Origin of the sequence: Paraburkholderia haematera, from assembly GCF_905220975.1 — a bacterium.
In the GTDB taxonomy this organism is placed as follows: domain Bacteria; phylum Pseudomonadota; class Gammaproteobacteria; order Burkholderiales; family Burkholderiaceae; genus Paraburkholderia; species Paraburkholderia haematera.
This window is the reverse complement of the sequence record NZ_CAJNBK010000002.1, coordinates 578,188-599,836: the sequence shown is the minus strand read 5'-3', so window position 1 is coordinate 599,836 and position 21,649 is coordinate 578,188. Positions and strand designations below refer to the sequence as shown.

The window sequence follows — 21,649 nt, the reverse complement described above, 5'->3', positions numbered from 1 at the left end:
CCTAGGGTTGCGCGGACGCAAGCGGCGTCGGCTCACCGTTTCGATACGTATAGATGGTGATCGGGGAATCCGTGAGATCGCGATTCTTGTCGAACCGGTAGTGGCCGGAAACACCCCGAGAATCGATGTTGGCCAGCGCAGCGCGGTACTGCGCCGGTTCGATCGAATTGGCCTTCGTCATCGCTTGCGCGACGATGTTCACGCCATCGTACAAGGCCGCGCTGTAGGTCAGCGGATCGGTATGAAAGCGTTGCTTGTAGTCCGCCTTGAACTGGCGGCCTTCGGGTGTCTGATCGAGAACGGGGCCGCCTTGCGGGCAATACACGCGCGTGTCGACCGCGTCGCCGCCAAGTTTCGCCAGTTCGGCATTGCACATCGCGTCGCCGCCCAGCAGGTAGCCGTTCATCGCGAGGCGCTTCATCTGCTTGCGCAGCGCACCGGCCTGAGCGTAGTAGCCGCCGTAGAAAATCCCTTCGGCGTTCGAACCCTTGATGTGCGTGAGGATCGAGACGAAGTCGGTTGCCTTGTCGGTCGTATATTCACGATCGACGATCTCGATGCCGTTGGCTTTCGCCGCGTTGACGAACTCGTCGGCAACGCCCTGCCCGTACGCAGTGCGATCGTCGATCACCGCAATACGTTTGACCTTGAGCTGCTTTGCTGCAAACTCCCCCATCCGGCTGCCAAGTTGCGTATCGCTCGCGGAAATGCGAAACACGAACGGATAGCCGTGCTGCGTGATCGAGGGGTTCGACGCGACGGTCGCCATCACGATGCCCGACACGTTCACGAGGTTCGAGATCGGAATCGCGACGCCGGAGTTGAACGGCCCGAAAATAACCTTGACGTTTGCGTCCACCAGGTTTTGTGCGACCGTCATGCCGGTTCGCGGGTCGGCGGCGTCATCCTGTGAGACCAGTTCAAAGCGCGTCTTCTGGCCGCCGATCACGAGACCCTCGGCATTCAGGCGCTCGATCGCCATTCTCACCCCGTTTTCGTCGTCCTTGCCGATGGCGGCCTGCGGGCCGGTCAATGGTCCCGTCAAACCGATCTTGACGACCTGATCGCCGGCCGTCGCGCTCAGAGAGATCATGCCCAAAGCAACCGCTATCAACCCGCTTGCACCTGCATATGACTTCTTCATCATGCTCTCCTCACCTCGTGTGGTGTGCCGGACCGGGTCCGTCGTATCGTTGCCGAAGGCGGCGAATCTTATCAGTGTGGGCACAGAAAATATCGCATGGCCCCTCCCGCCGCGACGCTTCTTCCAATGTCCGGACAGTGGGGTTGACAGCAATTCTGTGTAGCCAAAATCCCCAATAAAATGCACCATTGATGAAACACATTTCGGAATTTCCCGAAGTAAGCGCGAGGCGGCACGATGCAAGTTCAGGACACGGATCTCAAGCTATTGCGGATCTTCGAAACCATCGTGCGATGCGGCGGGTTCGCGGCTGCCCAGCCCATTCTCAACATCGGCGCATCGAGCATCAGCGAATACATGTCGCAACTGGAGACGCGGCTCGGACTGCGGCTATGTGAACGCGGACGCGCCGGTTTCCGGCTTACCGAGGAAGGCGCGAATCTGCACGCCGCCGCGCAACGCCTGCTCGGCGCCGTAGACTCGTTTCATATGGAAGCGGGCGCACTGCGCAATCAGCTTTCCGGTGTGTTGCGTTTCGGCATGATCGAGGCGACGTTGACCGACCAGTATTCGCCTCTGCCGATAGCGATTCGGGAGTTCGGCCAGATGGCGCCGGAAGTCCGCCTGCATGTGCAGATCGAAACACCAGGCAGCATGGAGCAGCACGTGCTGGACGGCCGCCTGCATCTTGCGGTGGGGCCGTTCCCCGTGCGCATTCCTGGCCTCGATTACCTGCCGCTCTATCGTGAGGAACAAGGTCTCTACTGTGCGTCGACCCATCCGTTACACGAACGGGCGAAAGGCAGGGTTCCGGTTTCGCTGCTCAGCAAACAGCGGCTGGCGGCCCGCGCCTATCTCGGCAGCCAGGAATTGAAGCTGCTGCGCATGCCGGAAGCCGCGGCCTCCGTCGATAACGTTGAAGGCCGGGCCATGCTGATCCTATCGGGCAACTACATCGGCTTCCTGCCGCCGCACTATGCCCGGCCGTGGGTGGACAGCGGTTTGTTGACCCGCATCGATCCCGAGCACTACGCGACTCATCTGGACTTTCAGATCATCACGCGCAAGGGGGCGGAATCGGCACGGGTCGTACAGGCCTTTTGCAATCAGCTGCGCACAGCAGCCAGGCAGTTGAATCACACCACGCGAGGCGGCAAGAAACACGTGGATTAGCGGGAAAGGTTTCGTTTGACCTTGCGTTGATGCATGACACGGCCGATGGTGTTCAGCAGCAATTGCGCCGCCAGAATCGAAGTCGATCCCGAATGGTCGTAATCGGGCGCGACTTCAACGAGGTCGATGCCGATTACGTCGCCTTGCGCGGCCAGACCCGCGAACAGTTCGAGTCCTTCGTAGTACAGCAGACCGCCGTGGCTCGGCGTGCCCGTGCCAGGGGCGATCGAGGGGTCAAAACCGTCGATATCGATGGTCAGGTAATAGCGCACGCCCTTCGGAATGCGGTCCAGCACACCCTGAATGCCGAGGCGCCGGAGATCGCGCACCGAAATGATGTCGGAGCCCATTTCGCGCGCCTGGGCGTAACCCTCGCGCGCCGTCGACGACACGTTGCGAATGCCGATCTGCGTCATGCCCGTCACCACGCTTTTCTCTGCCGCGCGCCGCAGCGGATTGCCGTGGCCGTGCCGCACACCATGGCGCTCGTCAACGAAATCGAGGTGTGCGTCGATGTGGACGATATGAAACGGCTCCTGGCCTTCGAACGCGTTGATGCACGGAATGTTGATCGAGTGATCGCCGCCCATCACCACCGGCAACGCGCCGGCCGCCAGAATCTTGCGCACGCCGTACTCGATGTTCGCGTGGCTCTTTTCCGTGTTGGTATGCACCATGTCCGCATCGCCGATATCGACGATACGAACTTCGTTCGTAGGCAGATAAACAACATCGTCTTCGAAGTCGTACGCGCCGCCGTGGCCGAACGAGAACAGCGTCGACGCGTCGCGAATCGAACGCGGACCAAAGCGTGCCCCGGCCCGCCACTGGGTGCCGCAGTCGAAGGGCGCACCCATGACCGCGACGTCCGCGTCGATCTTGTCCCAGTCGAGACACAAGGGGGATTTCGCGAACGTGCAGATTCCCACAAACGGCAAATTGAGCCGACCGGTTTCGTAGCTGTTTTCAGACATGCATGCCTCCGTCCTGATTTATTCGTGTAGATAAGTGCGGCGCCAAGGCGCCGCCGTCTCCATTGCTGCAGCAACGCCCTTTGTCGGGAGCGAGTGGTGCATCTGAAACGGAGTCTAGGTAAATAAATTCAACGGAAAAATGCGGGAATCAAGAAATACACTTCGGGACAATCCGAAGTGATGTTTAAACGTGAATGAGTGATTCGCGCAACGCGATATCGTCAGGCATCGTGCCTCGCGATAGGCGTTACTTCGCCAGATGCTCTCGCAAGAATTCAATGAAGCGTTGCGTCTTCGCCGGCAACAATCGCGTCTCGGTGACGGCGTAGACCGGAACGGGTGGCGCCTGCCAGTCCGCCAACACTCGACACAGCAGCCCGGCGGCGACGATTTCGTCCGCCAGCACTGCAATGCCGAAATCGAGCGTCGCCGCTCCCCCATTCACGCTTCGAAACCTGCGCTATGCCTTACACCGAGGCCGTCAGGTAGGGACTATCCTGCCCCGGCTCATAGGGCCGCGCCTTGATTTCCATGCGTGCAATGCTCTGCAGGTGAACTTCGTCCGGGCCATCGGCGAACCGCAACGCACGGCCCCACGTCCAGCTATCGGCCAACGGCGTGTCAGGGCTCAACCCCATCGCGCCAAACACCTGCATCGCCCGCTCGCAAACAGCGGTATGAACATTCGGCACGAGCGCCTTGATCATCGAGACCTCTTTCTTCGCCTCCTTCGCGCCTACGTTGTCAATCATCCACGCGGCCTTGAGAACGAATAGCCTCGCCTGATCGATTTCGATTCGCGACTTCGCAATCCATTCGCCGATGACCCCCTGCTTAGCCAGCGTCTTTCCAAATGCCGTGCGTGCCTGGGCCCGTTCCACCATCAACTCGAGCGCCAGTTCCGCGGCGCCGATCGAACGCATGCAGTGGTGAATCCGTCCTGGCCCAAGGCGCGCCTGTGCGAGCGTAAAGCCGCTGCCCTCTTCGCCGAGCAGATTCGACCGGGGTACGCGCACGCCTTTGAATTCGATCTCGCAATGACCTTCCGGCGCCACGTGATTGACCACCGTGATATTGCGGATCACCTTGACGCCGGGTGTATCGCGCGGCACGAGAATCATGCTCTGCTGACTGTGGCTCGGCGCGTCCGGATCCGTTTTGCCCATGACGATGAAGAGCTTGCAATTCGGGTGAGCCGCATTCGTGATGAACCACTTCCGGCCGTCGATGACATAGTCGTCGCCGTCACGTCGAATCGACGTCGTGATATTGGTGGCGTCCGAGGAAGCCACCGCCGGCTCCGTCATTGCAAACGCCGAGCGGATCTTACCGTCGAGAAGAGGCTTGAGCCACGCTTCGCGCTGAGCGGGTGTGGCGAACATATGGAGCAGTTCCATATTGCCCGTGTCCGGCGCATTGCAGTTGAACACCTCCGATGCCCACGACACCCGCCCCATAATTTCGGCCAGCGGCGCGTACTCGAGATTGGTCAGGCGGGTGCCGGGCTCGTCATCGCGCAGATGCGGCAGGAACAGGTTCCAGAGACCCTCTTCACGCGCCTTCTCCTTCAGGTCCTCCATAAAGGAAACCGGATATTGACCCGCACTCACTTCCTCGTGCCATTGCTGGATGCGCGGAACGATGTGGGCGTCCATGAACGCACGCACCTGTGTGCACAGCGCTTCGACTTTCGGGCTATATGCAAAGTCCATTTTCACTCTTCCATAATGTGATTGGTGTCGTCGAAGCATCGGTCAATACCGCGCTTCGACCACTTGCCTAGATCGTCAGTCCACCGTCGACGACGATGCACTCACCATTGGTGTAGCTTGCAGCATCGGACACCAGATAAAGCACGGTGCCCGCCATCTCACGAGGTTCCGCGTGGCGCCGCAGCGGGATTTTCGACATCCAGCTTTCGTAGATGGCCTCGTCGCTAAATAGCGCCCCGGCGAATCGGGTTTTAGTCAAACCGGGGAGCAGCGCATTCACTCGAATCCCCAACGGCCCGCACTCCTTCGCAAATGCCCGCGTCATGTTGACAACGGCGGCTTTGGTGATCGAGTAGATGCCCTGCTTGTCACCAGGCTGCAAGGCGTTGACCGAAGCCGTGTTGACGATCGCACCGCCGCCGTGCTCCCGCATCAACTTGCCCGCCTCCACGGACATGAAGAAGTAACCGCGCAAGTTGACTTCCACGGTCTTTTCGAAGGACGAGATATCGGTATCGAGAATGTGGCCAAAATACGGATTGGTCGCCGCGTTATTGACGAGGATGTCGAGACGCCCGTGCCGTGCGCGAATATGCTGGAAGATCGCGAGAATGTCCTCGACACGCCCGACATGGCACGGTTGCGCTTCAGCGCTCCCGCCCGCTTCCTTGATCTCGCGTACCACCGCCTCGCAATCTTCCACCTTGCGGCTTGACACGATCACATGGGCACCCTGCTCGGCGAGCAGTTTGGCGATCTCCTCACCAATACCGCGGCTCGCGCCCGTCACCAGCGCAATCTTTCCTTTCAGATCAAACAAATTAGTAGTCACAATCAGCTCCAGTATGTCTAGGTTCCGCTTTATTTTCTGTGTTCAGATCAGATCAATGCCCATCTTCGCAAGCACCCCGGCCATCTCCCCCACCTGCCGTGCCTGTTCATTCGACGCGTTACCGCTCAAGGCCCGCTTCTTCACGCCCTGTGCGATAGCTGCAAGCCGGAAGAAGCTGAACGCCAGGTAGAAGTTCCAGTTTTCAATCGAGGAAATTCCCCGCAACTCGCAATACCGCCTGACAATCGACGCCTCGTCCGGCACCCCCAACGCCGCTCGATCCATGCCCTCGAGTCCGGCGATGTGGCTGCCAGGCGGGAGCCGCAAACACATGCAGAAGTACGCGATGTCAGCGAGTGGATTGCCGAGCGTGGACAGCTCCCAGTCGAGCACCGCGCGGACTTGCGGCGCATCGCGCATGAAAATGAGGTTGTCGATACGGAAATCGCCGTGCACGAGCGTAGGCTTTCCCGCTTCCGCCGGGCAGTGCGCGGGCAGCCACGCGATCAGCGACTCCATCGCCTCCAATGTATCGGTTTGCGCGGCGCGATATTGCTTGGTCCAGACGTCGATCTGACGCGCGAAATAGTTGCCCGGGCGGCCGTAGTCCGACAATCCGACTTCGTCGATATCCACGTCGTGGAGCGCCGCCATCGTGCCGAGCACTGCGTCGTAGATGGCGCCGCGCTCCTCCAAAGCGACTTCGGGCAGCGCCGGGTTCCAGAAGATTCGCCCGTCTTCAAAGCTCATGACGTAAAACAGGCTGCCGATAACGTCGCGATCCTCGCAAAGGTGATAGGCACGGGCCACAGGAACCGGAGTTTGGCCGAGCGCCGACAGCACGCGAAACTCGCGATCAACGGCATGTGCGGACTTGAGCAGTGCGCCGGGCGGTTGACGCCTCAACACGTAGCGGCCGCTTTGCGCCTTCAGAAGAAACGTCGGGTTGGATTGTCCGCCGGGAAACTTCCCGACGGACATCGGCCCTTGAAACCCGGGCACGTGCGCCGTCAGATACCGCGTGAGACTTTCGATGTCGAATTGAAGGCTGGCGTTCATGATGGATGAAGGATCCCGATTGAGGTCAGCCGTAGGTGACAAATTCATGCCGCTCGGCACGCTCGAGATGAGGCACCGAATTGAAGCTGACTAGCGACATCGCACTGTCGTTAAAGACATATTGGCAAACGCTGCTGTTTCGAATCTGCATGTTGAGTGCAATCGCGGTCTCTGCAGGCGCCTGCAGAACCTGTTGGGCGGTTACCGCAATCGGACCACCCGAACTCACCACCAGAACGCGCTTGCCGCCCGCCCGCTGGAGTTCGATGCGCGCACGCTGGACACGCGCCTGGAATTGCCGCCATGTCTCTGGAACAGGACCCGGCAGGCGGTCATCGGCCCAAAGCTGCAGCACTTGCCGGAGCCCTTCGTAAAAGTCCTTCTTCGAACTTGCGGCCGACCAACCTGGCGGCATGCCCTCTTCACCGAGGGCTGCGAACAACGCATGGAAATCGTATTCGTTCAAACCCGCGTCTTGCGCGACCTCGGCTTGCGGGCCACCCATTGCGTCGAGAATGGCATCGGCCGTTTGCCGATGCCGCTGCATCGTCCCGATAACAACGCGATCGAACCGCAATTCCGCCTGCGCGAAGTACTCGCCGAGCCAACGTGATTGGGTACGACCGGAAGGAGATAGCTCGTCATAGTTGTCGGCGCCGAAAGACGCCTGACCATGCCGTACCAGATAGAGTTCTGCCATGCCATCCTCGTCTGAACATGACTAGCAGAATACCCAGCGCCGCGTCATTCAGGAAATTTATTGTTTTTATAGCTGACCATAAGTTTTCGTGACACCGGGAGCTGTACGCGCTGTATGCTCCGCATGCCCCATATGTACCCGCAAGCTCCGGCTACTGGTTCATTTCCCGCATGAGACGGCCAATCTGCTCGCGCAACCAGCGATGAGCCGGGTCCCCGGTAACGCTTCGATGCCAGTAGCAATGAGACTCAAGATCCGGCAGATGGAACGGCAGCTCCAGGATTCGCGCGTCATACCGCTGAAGGAGCACGAGAGGAGCCGTGAGAACCAGATCGGTTCGCATCGCGACCAACGGAGCGACCAGATAGTGTTGCACCCGCGTCTGGATGGATCGCCTGAGGCCCAGCCGGTTCAGTTCCCCATCGACGAGACCCTGTCCCTGGCGGCGGCTGGATACGTGGATATGACCGAACCCGAGGTAGTCGTCGATCGTCAGCTTCTTCTTCGCAAACGGATGGTCGTGACGCAGCATGCATGCATACCGGTCGCGGCCCAACGGCTCCTGCTCGAGGTACGGGTCGTCGATCAGCGGCGCGTCGATCGCAAGATTGACCGCACTGCTGGCGAGCGCTTCCGGAACCTCTTTACGGGTCGTGAAATAGCTCTCGATGCGGATGCCGGGCGCCAGTCGCTGCAGCACCTCCTCCAGTGCGGGTAGAAGGAGCGCCTCCGTGAGGTCGGTCATGCTGAGCCGAAACGTACGCTCAGACGAGGCGGGGTCGAAGCGCCCTCCAATGTGAGTACTCGAATCTAGCAACTGCAGCGCCTCACGCACTTGCCCGATGATGTTTTCCGAAACGGGGGTCGGCATCATGCCGGCCGACGTACTCACAAAAAGCTGATCGTCGAATGTTTTGCGCATCCGCGCCAATGCGTTGCTCACAGCAGGCTGAGTGATAAAAAGCAGCTCCGCTGCGCGTGTCAGATTTCGCGTTCTGTAGACGGCTTCGAAGACAACGAAGAGATTCAGATCGAGCTTTGACAAACGCATTTTCAAACTCCCCGACGCAACTTGAACGGTATTTCCGACTCCTTTTGTTCACGCGCATGTATCGGCACATGTATCGGCGCATAGCACCGGGCGGCGTGCTTCCACGGAGCGACCCCGGCGAGTCTACTCCTGCCGGTGCGAGACGGCCAACCAGGGATAGGAGGACGATGGAGTTCAGATAGTCAATGGCATCAGTACGCGCAGTGGCGCCGCCCCGAATGTCGGCTCACCCTTGTTGAATCCGCCCGCGGTACTCTACGGATCAGGCACCCTCCTCATCCTGGACTTCGTCAATGCACACCGATGAAACTGCGTCCACACATCCGGGCATGCCCGTGTTCCAGACGAGTGGTGACCGCCATTCTTTCGGCAATGCGGCGATCGTCTTGAGTTGGACCGTCAGGCACCAGCATCTGGCCGATTTCGCTCTGACCGACCGCGTGCACATGCGTACGCTGCCGGTCACCGCGCCGTTTGCGCTATCGCTGGCCGACGGTCGCACACTGGGCATTGCCGACCTGAAGCTGCTTGCGCCGCCGCGCGAAGAACGGCTCACGGCGAATCCCACCGCGTCCCGACTGGCCGAACGGATCGCGGGCCGACGCGTGCGCGCGATCCTCGGTGACGAACAGGATCGCCTGCGGGTGGAATGGAGCGTGGAACAACGCGATAGCTCGCAGTATTTGCGCTTGCAAGTGGCGATTACCGCGATCAGCAAGGACGAGCATATTGCCACCGTTTCCTTGCTGGAGACGCAGGCGGCCGGTGCGCAACCCGGCGGCGAGTTCAAGGGAACGCCTGTAGTCGCGGGCAACGTCTATCTCGGTTTCGAGCTTCCGTTGTCGGAAAGCCAAATCTGCGGCGACACCGTCAGGTTTATCGTGCAGCGGGCCCTGCCGCTGGAAAAGGACAAGACCAGTGTCTTCCCGGCGGTGGCGGGTGTGGCTCGCGAAGGCCAGCTACGCCGCGATTTCGCGGCCTATCTCGAACGCGAACGAGCCCATCCGCACCGCCCGTTCCTGCACTACAACTGCTGGTACGACATCGGCTACCTCACGCCGTACACGCAGCAGCAAGCGCTGGAACGCATCGACGACATTGGCCGCGAGTTGCACGACAAGCGCGGCGTACAACTCGACTCCTTCCTGTTCGACGACGGTTGGGATGACTACAGCGGCAGTTGGCATTTCGGCAAAGACTTTCCGCATGGATTCGTGCCGCTGCGCGACGCCGCCGCCAGGTACGGCGCGGCGCCCGGCGTGTGGCTATCGCCGTGGGGCGGCTATGGCGAGACTCGGCAGGAACGCGTGACGCGGGGCCACGCCGCCGGATACGAGATCATCGATGGTTGCTTCGCGCTATCCGGGCCGACATACTATCGACGCTTCCATGAGGCCACGATGGAACTGCTCGTGCAGCACGGCATCAATCTGTTCAAATTCGATGGCACCGGCAATGTCGACAAGGTGGTCCCGGCCAGCCGTTTCAGCAGCGACTGGGACGCGGCGATCCAGCTAATCGAGGACATCCGTGAGGCCAGGCCCGATACCTTCGTCAACCTCACCGTCGGCACCCATCCATCGCCATTCTGGCTGCGTTACGCTGACTCGATCTGGCGCGGCGGCAAGGATGACGACCTGGCCGGTGCAGGCAGCAATCGCGAACGCTGGATTACCTATCGCGACGCGCAGACCTACCATAACGTGGTAGTCAGGAGTCCGCTATTTCCGCTTAACTCGCTAATGCTCCACGGCATCATCTACGCGCAGTGCAACGAGCGGTTGAACACCGCTCAAGGCCAGGACTTCGCCCATGAAGTGCATTCGTACTTCGGCAGCGGCGCACAACTGCAGGAGCTGTACATCACGCCCTCGCTGCTAGGCGACGGCGACTGGGACGTTCTCGCCGAGTCTGCGAAATGGGCCCGGGCAAACGCCGAGACGCTGCGCGACAGCCACTGGATTGGCGGTGCGCCGGATAAGCTCGAGGTGTACGGATGGGCTGCATGGTCGCCGGTCAAGGCAATCATCACACTGCGCAATCCGAACAGCCGGGCAACGCGCTTCGTACTCGATTTGCAGCGGCAACTTGAGTTGCCGGCCGGCGCGGCGGGACGATTCCTGACGCGCAGCTTATGGCACGAGCGTGCCTCGGATATTCCCCCGGCGCTGGACGCGGACCGGCCGCAGACTATTTCGCTCGCACCTTTCGACGTGCTCACTTTGGAGCTGGTCCCGGCCCGGGACGAAGGGTAATCGCGGTTGCCGCGGATTTCCCGAGGCTGGCTTCCGGCGCCTTCATTACGATAGCATGCGCGCCAGTTCTACCGGTTTCGCTTCCAACTGGTGCTGGTCGAAGATGATGACCTCGTTGTCACCCGGCCTCAGCCAGGGAGCGGGACAATACAGGCGCTGTTGCGGACCGATATTCCAGTAGCGACCCAGATTGTGCCCGTTGACCCAGACCACACCTTTGGTCCAGTTACACATGTCGAGATAGGTATCGCCGGTTGCATCCAGCGGCAGCGTCGCTTTGAAAAACAGTCCGGCCTTACGAGGATTCGCGCAGACGGAGCGCAAGTTCGCGATAAACGCGGTATCCATCGGCAACAGGAACACTTCCCAGCCGGTGAGCGTGTCGCTCCAGCCTCCCGCATCCTGTAGCGTGAGCGGTTCGAGAATGCCTTTTCGGTCGATCATCGCGTGGCCATAGTTGACGCGCCCCATGCCCTCGACGAGGAGTTCCAATGACACGTCGCTGTCCGGCGCCGACGACACAAGCGGAATCGTAAGCGGCGCGCGGTGCGTGACATTCAGCGGCCGAGCGCGGTGCTCGGGCATGAAAGCTCTCGACACGCCGCCCACGTATTGCTCGCCGACGAAGACGGTCGCGTAATCGTGAACATCCTTGATATCCAGCACACCGTAGCAATTGCGCTGAAGCTTCTTGCGATACAGCACGAAACCAAACGCCTGACCGTACAACTCGAACGGCTGCGGGTCGACGGTTTGCGCGGCCGGGAGCGCGGCAGGCAGGTTGTCCCAGATCGACGCACAAAGTTCCGGCATCAAGGCCTCGCCTCCTTTGCGGCTGATCGTCGGAACGGGTTTGGGTAGATCGGGCAGCGGCGTCGAGAGATAACGGGCAATGACGCCGCGGTATTTCATGTACTTCAACGTCGCCACGCCTTGCTCGCTGATGGGCGCTGCGTAATCGTAGCTGGTAATGTCGGGTTGATATTCACCTGAATCGGCATCCACATTCGCACCGGCATAGAAGCCGAAGCTCGTGCCACCGTGAATGACATAAAGGTTGAACGAGCGCTTCAGTTGCATGAGCGCGTCTAGCGTGCCGGAGATATCGACGGCGGTACCATTGAGACCCTCGTCGCCCCAATGAGTGAGCCACCCTGGATACACTTCACCGGCCATCGCCGGAACGGCCGGAAATTCCCGCCGGACGGCCGCGATTTGCTCTGCATCGCCATTGCTCAGCGCAATCGCGCCGCCGGTGACGTTCGTGCGATTCTGTTCAAGCTGCCTGATGCCATCTTCGGTATAGAACGGCCCCTGTACCCCTTCCTGAAACCAGATCTGCCGTATTTCCTCGAGGTAAGCCGGATTGCTGGCGTACGAGCCGAATTCATTCTCGATCTGAATCATCAGGATCGGTCCACCGTGACTTACCAGCAGTGGTTCGATGCGCGGACTCAGCTCCCTGATGTAGCGGGCGACCGCCGACATGTAGCGAGGATCGTTAGCGAAGTCGGTCCTGAGTTGAATGTCCGGGTAACTCAACAGGTACGACGGGATGCCACCCAGATCCCATTCGCCACAGATATAGGGGCCCGGCCGCAGCAACACCCACATCCCCTCCTGCTGGCACAGTCGAATGAAGGCTTCGATGTTGCGGTTCCCAGTGCGGAAATCGAAAACGCCGGGACTCGTTTCGTGGTAATTCCACATGACGTAGAGGGCGATACAGTTCATCCCCATCGCCTTGGCCATCAGAATGCGATGCTGCCAGTATTCGGCGGGGATGCGCGCGGGATGCATCTCCCCGCTGCGGATCTGGAAAGGCTCGCCGTCGAGCAGGAAGCTTTCGCCATCGTGGCTGAAAGAAAAAGTATGTCCGTTTTTGACGGTTGGGGTTGGGACGTCGACTGCGGACGTTCCGGTTAGGCTGCTGTTCGGGTCATTGCCGCTATCGCGTGCAATTCTGACTGGCAGATGCACGGCGAATGCTGAGGATGCTCCTGTTTCCATTGATTGCCTTTCCCAGGATGCTAATGAGCCGCGCGCAATGCCTCGTCCGCAACAGCCAGCCGTGACGCCATGACCTTGACGACAAAACGGTGAATCTGCTGCGCAGTCACGGGATCGTCGCGTTCGAGCGCATGCAACGACTCGAGCGTCAAACGCCGGACACGCGCGGGGCCCTCAGCAAGCACATCCGCGCTGCGCACCTGCTGCGTGTACACCGCCATTTCGCCGACGATCGTACCTGGCCCGAACGAGCGCAACCTGATGGATCGGCCGTCCGCAAGCGGCAGTAAAACGTTGACGCGGCCGCGCTCCACAAAATACATGGCGTCCCCCGCCTCGCCGTGACGGAACACCGGCTGCCCCGCGTCAAGCTCGCGCACTTCCAGAAGGGCCAACAGCCTTTCGAGCGCGCACGACGTGAAATGCGGCGCGAGCATCGCCTGGAAATCCTCTTCGCCGCGCGGCAGCGTGCGTGAATCCGGCACGAGAAGCGTATCTTCGACCCATTCCAACCCGGCATCCAGCGTAGCGAACTCGTGGATCCGGAGATTCAGTGTGCCGGTCTTGATGAGCAGCGCACGCGAGCGTGCCGGCAGTCCGGTCAACACCAGGTCCGCATCATTCGTCGCACACAGTTGCCTGAGCTTGACGAAGCTCACCGATACCGACGCGTCCATGCCGTTGGTCGAAGCGAAATCGAGCACGACAAAGCGAACCGGAACCGGCCCGTGCGGGGTTAGCCGTTCGCGCACGCGCTGCAAGATCGAATTGGCGGTGCCAAAGAAGAGGAATCCCTGCAAACACGTTCCGCATACCTGTGCACCCAGTTCGTGAAGGCGTCCGGTTGCCTCGATACTGCGCTCGACATTCGAGGTGCGCGTACTGCCATCGAACTCCATGCGAACGCAACTGACACGGCCGTACAGCAAAGCGAACATCACACAGGCGGCGATGACGCCGGCCACCACGCCCGGGACGACGCCGTAGAACGCAATAGCACCCAGAATGAGCGGTACAAGCAGATACTCATGCCAGTTGAGCTGGCGATACGCACCGACCAGCCACTGGATCAACAGACGCAGTCCCATGAAGAGCTGCAGTCCGATCAGCACCGGCACCGGGAATAGCGCCACCAGGTCCGGCGAGGCAGCCAGCACGAACAGGCACGCGAGGGAGGCGAATACGCCTGCCATACGACTTGTCGCGCCCGCACGTGCGTTGAGCATCGAGCGGTTGTACGACTGGTAACCGACCATCCCGCCTAACATCCCGCTCGCGATGTTGGCGATGCCGGCCGCCCTCATTTCGCGGTTCAGATCGATGTCTTCGCCCGTGGCTGCGCCGATCGCCGTCGAATTCATCAGGATCGTGATGGCCGAAATCGACGTGACCATGAGTGTCTCGGGCAAGTGCGCAGCGATTGCCGACCAGTCGACGCCCCCGTGCGCCAGCGATGCCGGCAGATGCAGCTCAGGAATCCGAATCGGGTGCAGCGCCACGCGCGGAAGCAATAATCCCAAGTGACGGGCGTCACCGACCGACAAGTCTGCTGCAAGCAGGAGCAGGTAAAACAGCGCGACGCCGAATGCCAGCGTGATCGGCAGCGCCGCGGCGTGTTTCCATGTGCGCGACAGAAATGTGGCTAAGGCGCACACCAGCACGGCGGGTGCCCACACCAGCCAGTTCAGGTGCGTCACCAGCGCCAATGTGTGCCAGTTCAAGGGCTCGCCGGTCGCGACCCGAAACGCGCCGGCCAACAGGAGGTAGCCCGTACCGGCAAGGAAGCCGCCGACGACCGGGTAAGGCAGGAATTGCAGGGACCGGCTGCGCTTCGACGAACCGACCGCATACAGAATGACGCCTGTCACCACAGAACACAGCGCGATGGCGATCAGCACCGTCAGCAGAATTGTCTGGGGCGTACCGCCGTCAGTCCGCACGCTGCTCGCCACGCCGGCCGCCACACCGGCAAGAAACGCCGTCGCGTTGCCGTCGGGTCCGGCGATATTCATGCGCATCGAACTCGTCAAGGCGATCACGAGTGCCGTCACGACGCAACTGATGAAGGCTGTGGGTACGCCAAGTTCGGCGTAACGGGCGAGATCCGCGCTAAAGATCAGGGTGCCCAGGCTCATTGCGTAGCAGAGCATGACCAGGGTCGATACCAAGCCGGCCGACAGATCTCCGACCAGGCCCGTGATACGTGGCCCGGAGCGGGCATCGAGCGAGGAACCTGTCGTAGCTGGCTTCACGGTGCTCCCCCGGTGAGGGCGGACGGAATCTCGCCTGGGCCGTGCGGTTCACGCGGCGCTCTGCGGTTGCGCCCTGCTCGAACCTCACCCATCGTTCCGGATGACGAACGACTGCACGTCGCGCTTGCCTGCTCACCAGACACCGTGGCCGATACGCTAAGCAGTATCCGTCGTGGCCATAAGCAGTGTCAAACGCTGTGCCAAGCGCGGTGTCAAGCGCGCGCGGCGCGCCGCCGCGCGCCTGGCCGAATCGGCATCCACCTCGTCGCTCATGCCCGGTAGCCGTTTCCTTCACGCTGGACGTACACTGTATTTTCGGCGGGAAGGATTTGAACACGCAGCACGTCGCGCCAGCCACAGCGTGGCAACAGGCGGTGCGTCGATTCGTATGATCTGTTGGTGCGATCCGGCCGGTTCGGACATACGCTTCGACAACCCGCGCGGCAACACGCTGCGAAACAGGCTGCGAAGCGGCATGCGTGTTCGCACGTACCGGATGGGGCGGCGGCGATGGATATCGAGCAATGGCTGCATGCTTTGGGGCTTGAGCAATACGCATCCGCATTTGCCGGAAACGACATCGATCCCGCGATGCTGGCGCAGCTCGACGACGCCGACCTGAAAGAGCTCGGCGTCCTGTCGCTCGGCCACCGCAAGCGCCTGCTGGCGGCGATCGCCGATCAGCGCGGCGCCGCATCGTCCGCGCTGCCGCCCGCTGTGAATGCGCCCGCGAGCGAGCGCCGGCAAGTCACCATTCTCTTCGCCGATCTGTGCGGTTTTACCGCGCTGTCGCAAACGCTCGATCCTGAAGAGTTGCGCGAGGTGACGGGCCGCTACACAGCGCTCGTCGATGGGATCGTCCTCGGTTACGGCGGCACGATCGACAAGCACATCGGCGATGCCGTGATGGCGATCTTCGGTGCACCGCGCGCGCACGATACCGATCCGCTGCGCGCGGTGCGTGCCGCGCTGGACATTCATGAGGCACTTAACGGACTGGGTCTGCACGCGTCGCCCCCGCTGAGAGCGCATGTGGGAATCGCCAGCGGCGAGGTGGTCGCGGGGCCGCTCGAGCGCGCGGACGTTCAGGACTACACGGTGCTCGGCGACTCCGTGAACCTCGCTGCCCGGCTGGTTGCCGCCGCAGGTCCCGGGGAAACGCTGCTTTCCGATAGCGTGCATCGCGCGCTGGGCAACGGCGTGATGAGCGACGCCGTCGGCGCGATGCACTTCAAGGGGATCGACTCGCCGGTGCGCGTGTGGCGTCTGCGCGGTCTCGCCTTTGAACCCGTCATGGCGAACCGCAGCGTGTTTGTCGGCCGCAAGGCTGAACTCGAACAGTTCAAGTGCGTCGCCCGCACGTGCCTCGAAGAGCGAGTCGGCCACGTCGTCTATGTTCGCGGTGAGGCGGGCATCGGCAAAACCCGGCTCGTCGACGAGATGCGCCGTTTCGTCGAAACGCTGGGCTTTACCAGCCACCGCGGCCTCGTGCTGGATTTCGGCGTGGGCAAAGGCCAGGACCCCATTCGCACGATTGTCGGCAGTCTGCTGGGCTTGCCGCCCGCGGCCGGCTCCGACGAGCGGCGCGCGGCCGCCGATCGGTTTGCCACGTCCGGCGCAGTCGGCCCCGATCAGTTGATGTTTCTCCACGACATCCTCGACCTCGCGCAAACCGGCGAATGGCGCACGCTTTACAACGCGATGGACAACACCGCGCGCACGCGCGGCAAGGCCACGGTTGCCGCGGCGATCATGCAGGATGTCTGCCGGCACGGGCCCACCATGGTTGTCGTGGAGGACCTTCATTGGGCGGACCCGCAGGTGCTCGGTTACCTGGCCGCCTTCTCCATGGCGATTGCGAACGGCCCTGGCCTGCTTGTGATGACTTCGCGCGTGGACGGCGATCCGCTCGATGCGGCATGGCGGGCGGGTTGCCGCGGCACGCCCTTCGCCACGATCGACCTTGGCCCATTGCGCCGCGACGAGGCGCTGAACCTTGCCGGCGGCTTTATCGATGCGACCGAGCGTGTCGCGCGCGCCTGCATCGAGCGAGCCGGGGGCAATCCGCTGTTCCTCGAACAGCTTCTGCATAACGCCGAAGAAGGCAGTGAGGAGGCGGTCCCGGCGACGATCCAGAGCCTCGTGCTGGCGCGCATGGACCGGTTGACTTCGCGCGACCGCGAGGCCTTCCAGGCGGCCGCGGTCATCGGACAGCGCTTTGGCCTTGCCTTGCTGCGGCGGCTGATCGATGCACCGGACTACGTCTGTCACGGGCTTGTCGCCAACGCGCTCGTCTTACCGGAGGGTGAAGATTTCCTGTTTGCCCATGCGCTCATCCAGGAGAGCGCCTACTCGACACTGCTGCGGGCACGCCGGCGCGCGTTGCATCGCCGCGCCGCCGACTGGTTTGCGGCGACGGACCCCGTGCTATGCGCCCAGCATCTCGATCGCGCCGAGGACGAGCGGGCACCGCAGGCCTATCTCGACGCCGCGATCGCACAACGCGCGGCCTACTTCGCCGACGCGGCCTTGCGGCTCGTCGAGCGAGGTTTGCACATTGCGCAAACGGATAGGGATCGCCACGCGCTGATCTGCTTCAGGGGAGAACTCCAACGCGATCTCGGCGACATCGCCGCCTCGATCTCGACGTACCGTGCGGCGGTGGCTGCCGCTCCAGAGGAAGCCAGTCTCTGCCGGTCCCAGCTTGGGCTCGCCGAAGGTCTGCGGGTGAGCGAAGGCCTCTCCGAAGCCCTCTCGCTGCTCGACGCGGCCCAGCAAGTGGCGCAACGTCTGGATCAGGTGCCTGAACTTGCGCGCCTGCATCACCTGCGCGGCAACATCTTCTTTCCGCTTGGCAGGATCGACGATTGTCGCGCCGAGCATGAGCGCGGGCTCGCCTATGCACGGCGCCTCGGTTCGCCGGAAGCGGAGGCGCGTGCGCTTGGCGGCCTTGCGGATGCAGCCTACGCGCAGGGGCGCATGCGCACTGCTTTCGAGCACTTTAGCCGGTGCGTTGCGCTAAGCCGCGAACACGGCTTCGGCCGCATCGAGGTCGCGAATCGTTCGATGGCGGGCTTCAGCAGGATCTACCTCAACGAGGCACGCGCGGCGCACGAGGACGTCAGCGCCGCCGCACGCGCCGCTGCGCTGGTCGGCCAGCCACGTGCGCAGATGCTGTGCGAAACGCTGGGTGCCTTTGCCTGCTGCGAATTGGGCGACATGCGGGCTACGCTCGCCCATCTCGAGCGCGAGAGGCAGATCATCCTTCAACTGGGCGCTCGCCGCTTCGAGCCACAAAATATGGAAATGCGGGCACGCGTGCTGCTCGCGACCGGCCATCGGCGTGAGGCGACGGAATTGTTGCGTGAAGCGCTGGCGATGTGCCGTGAAGTGGGCACGCAGTTCAGCGCACCCAAGGCGGTGGGCGCACTGAGCCTCGCGGTCGAGGACGACGGCGAACGCGCGCATCTGCTCGCCGAAGGTGCCGACATGCTGGAGCGCGGCGCGGTGGGCCACAATCATCTGTGGTTCTATCGCGACGCCATCGAAGCGATGATGTCCGCCGGCGACGCGGCTGGCGCACTGCGCTATGTCACTGGGCTCGAAGACTATACGCGCGCTGAGCCGCTGCCGTGGGCGGACCTGTTCGCGGCGCGCGGCCGCGCCCTCGCTCGCGCGCAGCAAGACCATTCTGGTGGAGAAACGCTGCGCGAACTCGAGCGTGTGCGTGCGGCCCTCGTGGAAGCCGGCTTCAACGGCTATCTGCCTGCGGTAGACGCTGCGCTCGCCGCGTAGCCGAGGCGTTGCCCGGAGCGTTCCATGGATTCGGCTCAGTCAACTGCCCCGGAAATCACCGTCTTTCGATCTCGAAGTCCTGGTCACGCAGAACGCGACACCCGCCTGAACGAACTCACCCTCTACTGCCGTGATGTTCCTGTGTATGTGCGATGACGCGCAGAAGAATTCTGACGTGGGTTCATAGTCGTTTTTTGGTCGTCTTGAAATGAAGTGTGTGACCTGTGCAGTCCCGGCATCAATTTCGCCCTATTGACAGGTTCGTCAGGATTGCTGCTTGCAGACTGTGCCGGGATGCGTGGGGCATCTCTCGCGCAGAGGGTTTGAGGCGAACCATGGTCATTACTCGGGGCAAGTCCGGCTTTAGTCTCTTCCTGCACACCGGGCTTGTGGCATTGGCGTACTACGCATGCGCAAAAATAGGACTTGCCTATGCGATAGTGGGCGGCGCCGTGTCTCTGGTGTGGCCTTCCAGCGGCATCGCCCTGGTTGCGCTGCTCGCGCTGGGTTTCGAAGTCGCCCCGGGAATTGCCATTGGCTCCTTCCTGGCCAACGTGTCGGGGGGCGTGCCCATTGCCGTAGCCGCGGTGATTGGCGCCGGCGCCATGGTTGCAGCCTCGACGGCGGCAATATTGCTCAAGCGTGCGGCCCGATTCCAGATCACCCTCGACCGCATCACTGACGTGTTGGCCTTCATCGGCCTTGCTGCCGTGGTGAGCACGGCAGTCAGCGCGCTGATTGGCGCGACCGCCCTGCTTAGAGGGGGCCTGGTGCCGATCACCGAGTACGGCGCAGCCTTTCTGAAATGGTGGCTCGGTGACATGATGGGGGTCCTGGTCGTGGCCCCACCGCTCTTCAGCTTCCTCACGCATTCGAACCCTGTCCGCTCCGCGAAGCAGACGGTAGAGGCGTGCGGACTGACGGTTGCGAGCCTGGGGGTGAGCTACCTCATCTTCGGCGCGCCGCAACTTGCCGGGCACGGCTACTATCCTGCAGCCTTGGCGATCTTTCCGTTCGTTATCTGGGCTGCCCTGCGCTTCAATCACCTGGGCACCAGCATCGCGACCTTGATCGTTTCGATCATGGCCATCTGGGGTACCACCCACGGCACCGGCCCCTTCGCCGCTGAATCTCCGGTGGATAGCCTCGTGAGGTGGTGCACCTTCGCGAATGTCATGGCGATAACCGGACTGTTGCTGGTGGCGGCACGTGCTCAGGAGAAGCGCGTCCATAGCCTGCTGCAGGCATCCCACATCGAATTGGAGCGGCGCGTCCAGGAGCGAACCGAAGACCTGGAGAAGACAAACGGCGAACTCAAGGAGGAGATGGCGCAACGCCGTCTGCTGGAAGAAGAACTGATCCAGATCGGCGATCAGCAGCAGAGACTTATCGGCCGCGAACTGCATGACGGACTTGGGCAACACCTGACCAGCCTGGGGCTGTACAGCGCCGCCTTGAATCAGAAGCTGCAGACGCAGGGCCACCCAGCCGCCGCCGACGCCGCTACCATCGTCGGCTTGGTGAAGCAGGCGTCCTTGATGACCCGCAGGATTGCCCATGGCCTGGATCCGGTCGCCATGGAATATGGTGGCCTTGCGGCCGCACTGCACGGGCTGGCCGAGACGGCTCGCACACTCAATGGCGTGGACTGCGTGCTGCGGATCGCGCCAGATGTGGACTGCCTGGATCCGCCGATGCAGATCAACCTCTACCGTGCGGCACAGGAAGCAGTCAACAATGCACTGAAATATAGCCACGGCCGCCGCATCTGGATCGACCTGGTGCGGGCAGACGGTATGCAGACGCTTTCAATCAGTGACGACGGGGTGGGCGTCGACCAGGAAGAAATGGAGCGGGCCTCGGGACTGGGACTTCACAGCCTGCGTCACCGGGCAAGCCTTCTGGGCGGTTCCTGCAGCGTTACCCGCAATGCTTTGAGTGGCACCACGGTGGCCATCCGCTATCCGCTATCCGATACCGGAGGGTCCGCACCGTGAACGGAAAATCGCCTGACCCAGGCTGTGCGACTCAAATCCTGATCGTGGATGACCACCCCATCATCCGGGAGGGGATGACGCACTTGCTGAATCTGCAAGCGGATCTGCACGTATGCTGTGCGGCCGGCAGCGCCGAGGAAGCTCTGGCGGCAATGAACTGCCAGCCCGGCATGGCCATTGTGGACATCAGTCTGCAAACGGACTCCGGCCTGGATCTTGTCAGGACCCTCCGCCACCGCTACCCCAATCTGGCAATCCTCGTCCTCAGCATGCATGACGAAAGCCTGTTTGCCGAACGCGCACTACGGGCCGGGGCAAACGGGTATTTGATGAAACTCGAAGCCACTGAGCATGTCGTGAGCGCTATCCGCGAAGTGCTGGCAGGCAATATTTATTTGAGCGCCGCCATGCATGAAAAGTTGGCGCGAGCCCTTACTGTCCCCCGAAGAAAACCGGAGGGCCCCATTGCGAGCCTTTCGGAACGGGAATTCGAGGTCCTGCACCTGATCGGACTCGGCTTCAGCACCCGCGAAATCGCCGATAAGCTGAATCGGAGCGTGAAGACCATCGAGACGCATCAGGCCAACATCAAAGAAAAGCTGAATATCCGCAACGGCAAGGAGCTGATGCGCTTCGCAATCCAGTGGATCGAGAACCAGTAGGGCGGCATCCGTCCGCTGAATAAGGCAATCCCC

General features: G+C 61.7%; 14 protein-coding genes and 1 pseudogene. 5 read left to right on the top strand and 10 right to left on the bottom strand.

The genetic code is table 11. From position 1 onward, the window contains the following. Position 1 precedes the first annotated feature (1 nt). Positions 2 to 1,144: a branched-chain amino acid ABC transporter substrate-binding protein gene (locus tag KHO23_RS07115; protein WP_211610359.1), complete on the bottom strand. Its 1,143-nt coding sequence runs from the start codon at positions 1,142 to 1,144 to the stop codon at positions 2 to 4. A 237-nt stretch (positions 1,145 to 1,381) separates the two neighbouring features. On the opposite strand from KHO23_RS07115, the gene KHO23_RS07110 reads away from it, so the two are divergent. After that, positions 1,382 to 2,317: a LysR family transcriptional regulator gene (locus KHO23_RS07110; RefSeq protein WP_211610303.1), complete on the top strand. Its 936-nt coding sequence runs from the start codon at positions 1,382 to 1,384 to the stop codon at positions 2,315 to 2,317. Here the strand turns inward: KHO23_RS07110 and speB are convergent. From speB to KHO23_RS07075, 7 genes and pseudogenes are all read right to left on the bottom strand, one after another. Beyond that, positions 2,314 to 3,291, bottom strand: a complete 978-nt coding sequence (gene speB / locus KHO23_RS07105; protein WP_211610302.1) for an agmatinase — start codon at positions 3,289 to 3,291, stop codon at positions 2,314 to 2,316. The genes KHO23_RS07110 and speB overlap by 4 nt on opposite strands. A gap of 247 nt (positions 3,292 to 3,538) precedes the next feature. After that, positions 3,539 to 3,721 (bottom strand): annotated as a pseudogene (locus tag KHO23_RS07100) (LysR substrate-binding domain-containing protein); the annotation flags it as partial. 37 nt (positions 3,722 to 3,758) lie between these two features. After that, positions 3,759 to 5,003: an acyl-CoA dehydrogenase family protein gene (locus KHO23_RS07095; protein WP_211610301.1), complete on the bottom strand. Its 1,245-nt coding sequence runs from the start codon at positions 5,001 to 5,003 to the stop codon at positions 3,759 to 3,761. Between the two features lie 67 nt (positions 5,004 to 5,070). Further along, positions 5,071 to 5,835, bottom strand: coding sequence for an SDR family oxidoreductase (locus tag KHO23_RS07090; protein WP_211610300.1), 765 nt, complete (start codon positions 5,833 to 5,835; stop codon positions 5,071 to 5,073). Between the two features lie 42 nt (positions 5,836 to 5,877). Beyond that, positions 5,878 to 6,894 (bottom strand): phosphotransferase, encoded by a 1,017-nt coding sequence (locus tag KHO23_RS07085; protein WP_236066732.1) that lies wholly within the window; start codon positions 6,892 to 6,894, stop codon positions 5,878 to 5,880. 25 nt (positions 6,895 to 6,919) lie between these two features. After that, positions 6,920 to 7,594, bottom strand: a complete 675-nt coding sequence (locus KHO23_RS07080; RefSeq protein WP_211610298.1) for a histidine phosphatase family protein — start codon at positions 7,592 to 7,594, stop codon at positions 6,920 to 6,922. Positions 7,595 to 7,745: 151 nt separating this feature from the next. Further along, positions 7,746 to 8,645 carry a LysR family transcriptional regulator gene (locus tag KHO23_RS07075; RefSeq protein WP_211610297.1) on the bottom strand — a complete coding sequence of 300 codons (900 nt, stop codon included), beginning with the start codon at positions 8,643 to 8,645 and terminating at the stop codon, positions 7,746 to 7,748. 293 nt (positions 8,646 to 8,938) lie between these two features. On the opposite strand from KHO23_RS07075, the gene KHO23_RS07070 reads away from it, so the two are divergent. Then, on the top strand, positions 8,939 to 10,900 hold the full coding sequence (locus tag KHO23_RS07070) for an alpha-galactosidase (protein WP_211610296.1): 1,962 nt from the start codon (positions 8,939 to 8,941) through the stop codon (positions 10,898 to 10,900). Positions 10,901 to 10,945: 45 nt separating this feature from the next. On the opposite strand, the gene KHO23_RS07065 is transcribed toward KHO23_RS07070, so the two are convergent. Together KHO23_RS07065 and KHO23_RS07060 are read right to left on the bottom strand one after the other, a co-directional pair. After that, a complete protein-coding gene (locus tag KHO23_RS07065; RefSeq protein WP_211610295.1) occupies positions 10,946 to 12,910 on the bottom strand; it encodes a beta-galactosidase in 1,965 nt (654 codons plus the stop codon). Positions 12,911 to 12,930: 20 nt separating this feature from the next. Continuing rightward, complete coding sequence (locus tag KHO23_RS07060; protein ID WP_211610294.1) at positions 12,931 to 15,162, bottom strand: SulP family inorganic anion transporter; 2,232 nt, start codon at positions 15,160 to 15,162, stop codon at positions 12,931 to 12,933. Between the two features lie 510 nt (positions 15,163 to 15,672). On the opposite strand from KHO23_RS07060, the gene KHO23_RS07055 reads away from it, so the two are divergent. From KHO23_RS07055 to KHO23_RS07045, 3 genes are all read left to right on the top strand, one after another. After that, positions 15,673 to 18,957 (top strand): adenylate/guanylate cyclase domain-containing protein, encoded by a 3,285-nt coding sequence (locus tag KHO23_RS07055; protein ID WP_211610293.1) that lies wholly within the window; start codon positions 15,673 to 15,675, stop codon positions 18,955 to 18,957. 335 nt (positions 18,958 to 19,292) lie between these two features. After that, positions 19,293 to 20,954, top strand: a complete 1,662-nt coding sequence (locus tag KHO23_RS07050; RefSeq protein WP_211610292.1) for an MASE1 domain-containing protein — start codon at positions 19,293 to 19,295, stop codon at positions 20,952 to 20,954. Further along, the gene (locus KHO23_RS07045; protein ID WP_236066731.1) at positions 20,951 to 21,616 is read left to right on the top strand and encodes a response regulator; all 666 of its coding nucleotides are present in this window, start codon (positions 20,951 to 20,953) and stop codon (positions 21,614 to 21,616) included. Before KHO23_RS07050 ends, KHO23_RS07045 begins: the two co-directional genes overlap by 4 nt. Positions 21,617 to 21,649 lie beyond the last annotated feature (33 nt).